This window comes from Streptococcus sp. DD04 (assembly GCF_001578725.1).
Lineage (GTDB): Bacteria > Bacillota > Bacilli > Lactobacillales > Streptococcaceae > Streptococcus > Streptococcus sinensis.
The window spans coordinates 393,254-394,452 of sequence record NZ_KQ968978.1 but is presented as its reverse complement, the minus strand read 5'-3'; the positions used below and the strand labels follow the sequence as shown (position 1 = coordinate 394,452).

Genomic DNA, 1,199 nt, shown 5'->3' with positions numbered 1-1,199 from the left:
CTACTGTAAAGTGAATGTCCTTCAGTGCCTCAACTTGGCTGCCCTGAAAGCGGGTTTTATAAATTTTTTTCACGTGTTGTACGTCTAATAATGTCATTACTTGAACCTCTTTTTCATTATTTGATACTATTATCATACCGAAAAGCCCGACAAGTTTCCATAAGCTAATCTTTCATTTTAAACTCTTATCTTACATTTTTGTCACTTATCTATCTTCAAGTTATGTAAAAACTTGATTTTCACTAAGGGAAGATGGCTGTATGACTTGAGCTACTTTGCAAGTTTGCCTCTCTTTCCCCTAAACTTTCAGTTCCATTTGGGCAAAAAGGTGGTGGGACGAGGCTGGGACAAAAGTCCTAGCCTCTCAATCGTCTTTGGATTGTCGAGCAAGACGCAGTGGTTGAGTGGGCTCTACTACGCTGATTTCATAAGCTTTTACAGCCCTACTCAACTGTGCGGAGGTAGGACGACGAAATCGAATTCTAACGAATTACCGATTTCTGTCCCACTCTCATCCCAGCCCCTTCACTGCATCTACTTCTTAATGACTATATTGTAGCCAGAAATAATACTGGCTTGACGCACAGCCCAGTCTGGTTTTTTCGATTTCTTCTTTGGAAATCTTCTGCGCCATTGGAGTGTGTTGTTTGTGGCTAAAGAGATTTGTTTTCATAGTGTGCCTCCTTTTATTTGGATATTGATTTTTGATTTGTTTTTCCTTACACCTATATGATATAAAATTCCCCGTCCCGCTACCATCGAATAACCTTTCATTTCGGGATTTAAACTTACATTTTTGTCATCTTAAAAGGATGAGTGATCACCACCCATCCTTTTCCTATAGATTTATCATATAAATAATCGCTCTTGGAGTTTAGCCAGATATTCCTGCACAAGTTTGATGTCCGCTTCCTTACCACCTCGGTCAAGATCGCAGATGTGCGGCAGCCCATATTTTTCGATAATCAAAGCTGTCGCCCCGCAGAAGGTCCGACCATGCTTAACCGAATCTCCATTATTGACAAAACCTTTAATCAGGCTTGAATGTTTCTTGATGAAGCGTTTGCTTGACCAGGGAATTTTCCCAGCACCTGCATTTCGCGTTTAGAACACTTTTAAAATCTTTGTCAAGAAAAGCGGAAATCGTACTTTGAAAGGAAAACGGCAGTTTGAGATAATAACGCCTTTGTTAAATCATA

General features: G+C 39.9%; 1 protein-coding gene and 2 pseudogenes. All 3 read right to left on the bottom strand.

Features of this window, described 5'->3' with window-relative positions; genetic code table 11:
* Positions 1-97, bottom strand: a pseudogene (locus STRDD04_RS10990) (ABC transporter ATP-binding protein); the annotation flags it as partial.
* A 444-nt stretch (positions 98-541) separates the two neighbouring features.
* Positions 542-673 carry a hypothetical protein gene (locus STRDD04_RS11600; RefSeq protein ID WP_268735346.1) on the bottom strand — a complete coding sequence of 44 codons (132 nt, stop codon included), beginning with the start codon at positions 671-673 and terminating at the stop codon, positions 542-544.
* 176 nt (positions 674-849) lie between these two features.
* A pseudogene (locus STRDD04_RS10610) lies at positions 850-1,104 on the bottom strand (class Ib ribonucleoside-diphosphate reductase assembly flavoprotein NrdI); the annotation flags it as partial.
* Positions 1,105-1,199 lie beyond the last annotated feature (95 nt).

Coding starts and splice junctions, on each gene's coding strand:
- STRDD04_RS11600 (WP_268735346.1), bottom strand. CDS start 673: ATGAAAACAAATCTCTTTAGCCACAAACAACACACTCCAATGGCGCAG.